The organism is Candidatus Brocadia sp., from assembly GCA_021646415.1.
GTDB lineage: Bacteria > Planctomycetota > Brocadiia > Brocadiales > Brocadiaceae > Brocadia.
On sequence record SOEU01000011.1, the window covers coordinates 111,958 to 119,585 of the forward strand.

At 44.3% G+C, this 7,628-nt stretch carries 6 protein-coding genes and 1 pseudogene; all 7 read left to right on the plus strand.

The window, feature by feature from the left end; genetic code table 11:
* The first annotated feature begins 88 nt into the window (after positions 1-88).
* The 7 genes and pseudogenes from E3K36_10570 (at position 89) to E3K36_10600 (ending at position 7,525) form a co-directional block, all read left to right on the plus strand.
* A complete protein-coding gene (locus E3K36_10570; protein ID MCF6155677.1) occupies positions 89-3,298 on the plus strand; it encodes an efflux RND transporter permease subunit in 3,210 nt (1,069 codons plus the stop codon).
* Between the two features lie 530 nt (positions 3,299-3,828).
* A pseudogene (locus tag E3K36_10575) lies at positions 3,829-3,949 on the plus strand (YHS domain-containing protein).
* Positions 3,950-4,101: 152 nt separating this feature from the next.
* Entirely contained in the window at positions 4,102-4,749 is a 648-nt protein-coding gene (locus E3K36_10580) for a methyltransferase domain-containing protein (protein MCF6155678.1), read from the plus strand.
* A 777-nt stretch (positions 4,750-5,526) separates the two neighbouring features.
* Complete coding sequence (locus tag E3K36_10585) at positions 5,527-5,763, plus strand: hypothetical protein (protein ID MCF6155679.1); 237 nt, start codon at positions 5,527-5,529, stop codon at positions 5,761-5,763.
* Positions 5,764-5,876: 113 nt separating this feature from the next.
* Positions 5,877-6,278, plus strand: coding sequence for a hypothetical protein (locus tag E3K36_10590; GenBank protein ID MCF6155680.1), 402 nt, complete (start codon positions 5,877-5,879; stop codon positions 6,276-6,278).
* Between the two features lie 222 nt (positions 6,279-6,500).
* On the plus strand, positions 6,501-6,902 hold the full coding sequence (locus tag E3K36_10595; protein ID MCF6155681.1) for a hypothetical protein: 402 nt from the start codon (positions 6,501-6,503) through the stop codon (positions 6,900-6,902).
* Between the two features lie 206 nt (positions 6,903-7,108).
* Entirely contained in the window at positions 7,109-7,525 is a 417-nt protein-coding gene (locus E3K36_10600; GenBank protein MCF6155682.1) for a hypothetical protein, read from the plus strand.
* The last annotated feature ends 103 nt before the right edge of the window (positions 7,526-7,628 follow it).

Sequence of the window (7,628 nt, forward strand, 5' to 3'; positions counted from 1 at the left end):
ATTATTAAAACAAATTCAAGAGATTTGAAGACAAAAGAAATAATCTGTGTAATCTGTGAAATCTGTGGTTTCTATTACTTAAATAAATATGATCAACAAACTCATTGAACTCTGCCTCAGAAACCGGTTTCTCGTCATTTGTTTCTACCTTCTGGTAATATTTGGTGGCGTCTTTGGTTTAAAGAACATCAACATGGACGTCATCCCGGATGTTGGGGAAAACCAGTGCATCGTCTTTACCGATTGGCCGGGACGTAGCCCTCAGGATGTTGAAGATCAGGTCACTTACCCCCTAACGGTTAATCTCCTCGGTGTACCCGGCGTAAAGGTCATACGCTCCCAATCGGGATTTGGCTTTTCTATGATCTTTATCATCTTCCAGGAAAAGATCGATTTTTACTGGGCGCGTTCCCGTGTACTGGAGAGATTAAATTTTGTACAGGCACTACTCCCAAAAGACGTTATACCCAGGTTGGGTCCCGATGCCACAGGACTCGGCCAGATTTTCTGGTATACCGTGGAAGGCGAAGGATACGATCTGGGACAACTTCGGTCCATTCAGGACTGGTTTGTCCGCTACCAGCTCAATGCCGTTGAGGGCGTCTCAGAAGTAGCCGGGGTAGGTGGTTTTGTCAGACAATACCAGGTCGATGTCGATCCCAATAAACTGCTTGCATACAATTTAACGGTAGGAAACGTGTACGAAGCGGTCCGGAAGAGTAACATTGATGTGGGTGCCAAGGTCGTGGAAAGTAATAATATGGAGTTTATCATCCGTGGCCTTGGATTTATAAAGAACGTTACCGATATTGAAAACATTACGGTGGGCAGTTATAACGGTGTGCCCATATTTGTCAAAAATATAGGTGTTGTTCAAGTGGGGGGAGATTTCAGACGCGGGGCGCTGGATAAGGAAGGTGCTGAGGTTGCCGGTGGCATTGTTATCATGCGGCAGGGGCAAAATCCCTTAGAGGTGATTAAAAGAATAAAAAATAAGATCAAAGAGATCGAACCAGGGTTGCCGCCGGGTGTAAAGATCGTACCCTTTTATGACAGGGAAGGACTTATCTATCGGGTTATCGACACCCTGAGAGAGGCGCTGATTGAAGAAATTATCATCACTTCTGTTGTGGTAGTGTTATTTCTGTTGCATGTCCGGAGTATCATTATCTGCTGTCTTGGATTCCCTGTATCGATACTTATCTCCTTCCTGGGTATGTATTTTATGGGCATTGATTCAAATATTATGTCACTCACGGGTATTGCCATTGCCATTGGTGAGGTGAGCGACATGTCTATCATAATGACGGAGAATATCTTCCGGAACCTCATTGAACAAAAGGGCAAGAAAAGCAGGCCACAGATCATCCTTGATGCCTCTAAAGAGGTCGGTAGTTCTATTTTCTTTGCAGCATTAACCACCGTTTTTATGTTCTTCCCGGTATTTGGACTCACAGGGCAGGAAGGAAAGCTCTTTAAACCGCTGGCGTGGACAAAGACCTTTGCCATTGGGGCATCGGTCGTCATGGCAATTACCCTGGTACCTTTACTCTGTACCTTTCTGATCAAAGGCAAATTAAGACCTATGGAAGATAATTTTACTTCCAGGACGTTGTTACGGGGCTATCAGCCCGTTCTCAAATGGGTGCTTGATCATAAGAAGACATTCCTCGCCATTCCGCTTGTCATAGTTATCTCATCCATCTTTGTAGCAAAAAGGATCGGGAGGGAATTTATGCCACCCCTGGACGAAGGTTCTATCCTGTTTATGCCAGTGATGTTACCCAGCGTGGCCTTAACGGACGCCTTCAAGGTCATGCAAAAACAGGATATGATCATAAAATCCTTTCCAGAAATAGATATGGTAGTTGGGAAATTAGGGAGAGCGGAAACCCCCACAGATCCGGCACCCGTCGAGATGTTTGAGACTGTTGTTAATTTAAAACCGAAAGAAGAATGGCGTAAAAAGAAGATCGAATACAAATTTTTAAACTATGTGCCATCCTTCCTTCATCCTGTCTTTCATTGGGTTTTGCCTGATGAACGGATGATTACCAAACAGGAACTCATCAGGGAAATGGATGAGGCATTAAGAATACCTGGTGTTGCAAACATATGGACACAGCCGATTGTGAACCGAATTGACATGCTGGCAACGGGAATTCGTACATCAGTCGGAGTCAAGATATTTGGAACGGACCTGAACGTATTACAGCAATTAGCCCTTGATGTGGAAAAGGCGCTTCGTGATGTCCCTGGTGTTGCAGACCTCTATGCAGAGAGGATCACAGGAAAACCTTATCTGGAATATAAGATCAAACGGGAGGAAATCGCCCGCTACGGCGTCAACATCAGGGATGTGCAGGATATTATTGAGACAGCCATCGGAGGTGAAAATATCACGACAACGGTAGAAGGCAGGGAACGCTACCCCGTACGGGTCAGATATGTTCGGGAACTCCGGGATAACTTTGATGCACTGAAAAGGATTTATATCCCCAGCTCTACTGGTCAGCTTATCCCTATTACACAGGTAGCTGATATCCGTTACGTGATGGGACCGGCCATGATCAGCAGCGAAAATGCCCTTCTGAGGGCATACGTCCTTATGAACGTCCGTGGCAGAGACCCCATGAGTTTTGTAGAAGAGGCATCCAGGGTTGTATCGCAAAAAGTCATGTTACCCCATGGGTACTTTATCCAATGGAGTGGTCAGTTCGAAAATCAGATCAGGGCAAGAAAGAGATTACAAATCCTTGTGCCTTTATCCATGTTTGTTGGCTTTATCCTGATTTTTATAGCATTTAAATCATTTCCACAAACGATGTTTATCCTTTTTGCCGGGATTCCAACGGCTATAGCAGGCGGTGTATGGCTTCAATACCTGTTTGGTTATAACTTTAGTGTCGCTGTTTGGGTAGGTTTTATCTCCATCTTTGGCATTGTGGATGACGATTCCGTTCTTATTACCACCTATATCAATGATTTGTTTGGTCAAAGAAGGATGAAAAGCGTGCAGGATATACGGGACACGATATTGATGGCGGGCACACGGAGAATCAGGCCCTGTATGATGACGGCTGCCACCACATTTATCGGGCTCATGCCCATCCTATGGTCAACAGGCGCCGGTGCAGAGGTGGCCAAACCCATGGCGATTCCCTCCATCGGAGGTATGGCCATGGCGTTGGTCAGTGTATTCATCATCCCCTGCCTGAATGCCTGGCACAAGGAACACAAGTTTAAAAAGGCATTAAAGGAAGATCCAACAATTGCCGAAACAGGAATCATTGTGTAATTTTACACCTCATATAATTGGCGCTTTTATTGCATATTATCCGCCTGATCATTCTTCTAATTATCAGATCGAAAAGGGCTGACAAACAAAACCGTTATAAATCGGTTTAAATACGGGAGAAACAAGTTTCCCTAAATAATGCATAAAATTTCAGTAGCTTCACTGAGAGCGTTCTTGGGAAGCTTGGTATAATTCCCTAAATGGAAGAGAAGAAAATGCTGAAAAAGTAAAGAACACAAAGATGAGGAGAAGCTCATACAAAAAGGCAATTCCTTGAATTGACTTTTTGTCTTTTAAGAATTACTGGGTCGGTTATTCTTTCATCGAACAAACCGATATATTAAGACAATAAGTTATGCCACGAGAATTAACTCTTGGTAACAGCTCACTCCAGGTGATGTTCGACGCCACCTATCAGTTGCGTGACATCTACTTTCCGTATGTTGGTCAGGAGAACCATATCGCAGGGCATGCGTTTCGCTTCGGTGTCTTCACCGAGGGGCAGTTGAGTTGGGTAAACGGTTTGTGGCATGCGTTTGGAAGAGAAAGACGTTCAAGCAACTGCCACCTATCAGGACAAGACGTATCACTTTTGTTCGGCGGCATGCAAAGAAGAAGTTCGACCAATCACCGCAAAAGTACAGTGGGTAGGTAAAACGACTATTCATGTCGATGTCGATAAAAATTGCGGTAAAACATTTTTGCTTGTTCCCAAACAGAGTTTGGGAACAAGTCGCAAATAAAGGTATGTTGTGGTACATAAAGAAATGCCTTTGCTTTAATCTGAAATAGTACTATAAATTATGACTGAAATTAATCATACACAAAACAATGAATATGCAGTTATCAAAGAGTATGCCAGTCTGGCTCCTAACTATGACAGACGCTGGTCCTTTTATATTAACGCAACACTCCGCGAAACGTTGAAACGATTGGATATTAATCCAACCGACAGACTATTAGATATTGGGTGCGGGACGGGTTCTCTGCTCCGGGCAATCACCGAAAGTTATCCATTGGTTAAAGTAGTTGGTGTTGACCTTAGCGTAGAAATGCTCAAGATTGCCCGGAATAAACAGATCAAGGATAGTGCTCTTATTGCTGGCCAGACCAGGTGTTTACCGTTCCGCTCTAAAAGTTTCGACTTAGTAGTTTCCTGTAACGCCTTTCATTATTTGCACAAGCCTGAAGAATGTTTGGCAGAGATCGCTCGTATCCTCAAACCACAGGGTAGGGTCGTTATTACCGATTGGTGTGACGATTATATTGCATGTCGTGTCTGCGATCTATTCTTACGGGTGTTTAATCGCGCCCACTTCAAAACGTATGGAAAGCGTGCTTGCGAGTACCTGCTCCGAAATGCCGGTTATAGTAATCTACAGATCGAGCGATACAAGATCAATTGGTTGTGGGGGCTCATGACCGCAAAGGCACGAGCCAACCATGATTAGCAAAGTACGCATTTGGCCATCTCATGCCCAACCCTTGCCATTTCGTGGTCTACCTTACTCAGATAGATGTTTGCTAATAACGGACTTATTACTGCCCTACGGACTAGCTTTTCACCTCCCGTTGCTCCCCACCACACCTCACGGTGTCGCAGTTACGGTCGGTTACAGGGGCGGAAAGCGTTTTCCCTGAAAGGGACTTTCACCCTTCCGGCATTGTGCACTTTCAGGCGCACTAGTGGCAATTCACGAATTGCCACTACAGTGCATAATAAGCACATTATTGCTGGAATTTTTCAAAAAACTAAATTGTTAGTGCGCCAGGCCAAGCATGTAATAACCAGTTGGATGAAAAGCCAACCAGACAAAGTTAGCCGACCGTCAGAACCGAGTCTTGCGCTCATTAGGTAACGACATGGGTGAAGCGTAGACAGGGAAACAGTAGGCCGTAATCCGCAAGGGTGAAGGTATTGAGTTCCGAAAATAGTTGTGTCATGGAGTAAGCCGACGTGGTTAACAACACGGAAGGCAGCAACGAAGCTATCGAAATAGAGGCGAGATAGCGGATACTCTATCGGGGTCGAAGTCCCCGGCATGCTGGAGAATGGTTGTTGCAGGAACCTGGGAGAGCCGTTACCATCCCTTGAGATAGGAAAGAGAAAAAAAACCTATCAAGAAGGTACTCAACGCCGAGGAAACGAGGGGTGAGGAAGAGGTAACAGGCAGTCGGATCAACTCATAGTACCGTGGAAATCGGGTAATGCCGAGGGAGGGAAGGGGTTGACAAGCAGATGTATCGAGGAGGTGAAACAATTGCCGAACGCAGAATCGGAAAATAAATTGTCAACGAAACTGAATCGACTATCGGAGATAGCAAGAGGAGACTCCAGAACGAAGTTTGTATCGCTAGCACATCTCTTAGATGAAGAGAATTTGAAACAGTGCTATGAGGAACTCAGGAAAGATGCAGCTACGGGTAGAGACGAGGTAAGCCATGAAAAGTACAGAGAGGACTGAGAAGTAAGCCTGAAGGACTTGGTAGAAAGGCTAAAGGCAAACCGGTATAAGGCGACGGATATACGGAGAGTACGCATACCCAAGCCGGACGGGGAGGCGAGAGACCGCTTGGAATATTGGCGCTCGAAGATAAAATAGTGCAAAGGGCGGTAGCGGAGATATTAGACGCCATTTACGAGCAAGACTTCTTGGAGGACTCGTATGGATTCCGGGCAAAGAGGAACTGTCATGACGCCCTCAAAGCAGTGGAATTGGCCATAATGAAAGGAGGAGTAAATTACCTACTTGATGTAGATATCAAGGGGTACTTTGATACCATAAATCATACGTGGCTGATGAGAATGCTGAGAGAACGGATAACGGATAGATCAATACTGAGACTGATAGGTAAGTGGCTGCGAGTAGGAATCCTTGAGGAAGGCAAGAGGACATACAACGAATTAGGAGTACCGCAAGGGGGTGTACTATCACCCATCTTAGCCAATATATACCTTCACTACGCATTGGATTTGTGAGTAAAGCGGGTAATAGGTAAGGAAATAAACGGCAGGATATACCTTGTACGATATTGTGACGATTTCATCATAGGGTGTACAAACGAGCAAGCAGCCGAGAAAGTATGGCGAGAACTTGGGGACAGACTAAAGAAGTTTGGACTGGAAATATCGGAAACCAAAAGCCGCCTGATAGAGTTTGGGCTGAAAGCTCACCCGAAGAGTGGTAGTGATAGGAAGAAGGTGAAAACCTTTGATTTTCTGGGATTTACGCACTCTATGGGAAAGAGTAGGAGAGGGACAGTGAAGCTAGGGCGTAAAACGATAGGAAAGAGGATGCGAAAAACGCTCATCGTACTGAACGACAGGCTCAGAAAACTAAGAAATATGCTGCCGTTTCATGAATTGCATAAACACCTATGCCGAGTCTTGAAGGGATATTGTAACTACTACGGCTTTGCGGGAAACAGTCTGACGTTGTCCAAATTTAGCTATGCCGTCAGAAGGCTATGGTATAAATGGCTAAATAGGCGCAGCCAGAGGAAGAGTTTTAATTGGAATGAGTTCAATGAGTTGCTGAAAAGGCTTCCCTTACCGAAACCCAGTATTGTGAAAGGCTACAGTTGGATATACTCTTCTACTTAGTGAATCTGTTTGAAGAGCCGTGTGCAGTAATTCTGCATGCACGGTTCTGTGAGGGGCGGCAGGAGTAATCCTGCCGTCTACTCGACCCAATTATTAAATCATAAATTGTGTTTGACATAGTGTAGAAGATGTGATACACATAAATACAGTTTTACAATATGTAAAATTACCTAGACACTCATATAGATTTTAAAAGGATAGTTCCTGTGTTAACAAAAAAACATTTATTCATGATAGGTGCCCTGAGTGTAGTTATCATCTGTTGTTCCCGTGCATCATGGGCATCCTCTCCCATTAACCAAAAGTCCATGCTTTTACCCTCCACAAACGAATTAATTGGAACATCACTACCGAAAGACACGTCTACTGGTACCGGTAAGATAAACGGCAAGGTTACTAATACCGATGGGTTACCTTTGTCGGATATAACCATTGGCATCCAGCTTCTTACAGAAGAAACGGCTTACGGGTCTGCATTTGAAGACGTAGCTACTACGGATAAGAAAGGAAAATTTGAGATAACCGATCTTACACCTGGTAAATATATCGTCAGGGCTACCCCTCCATTCGATGAATTTCATTTACCTAACGATAAATTTAACAGGGATTATCACGGGAACTAAAAAATACTAAATTTATTCAAATGCATATTCAATAGTCCTGTTGTTCATCCAAGGGACTTTAATCTTCGGTAATGAGTTAACAAAGTCCATAATCATTGGGTTA

Coding starts and splice junctions, on each gene's coding strand:
- E3K36_10580 (MCF6155678.1), top strand. CDS start 4,102: ATGACTGAAATTAATCATACACAAAACAATGAATATGCAGTTATCAAA.
- E3K36_10570 (MCF6155677.1), top strand. CDS start 89: ATGATCAACAAACTCATTGAACTCTGCCTCAGAAACCGGTTTCTCGTC.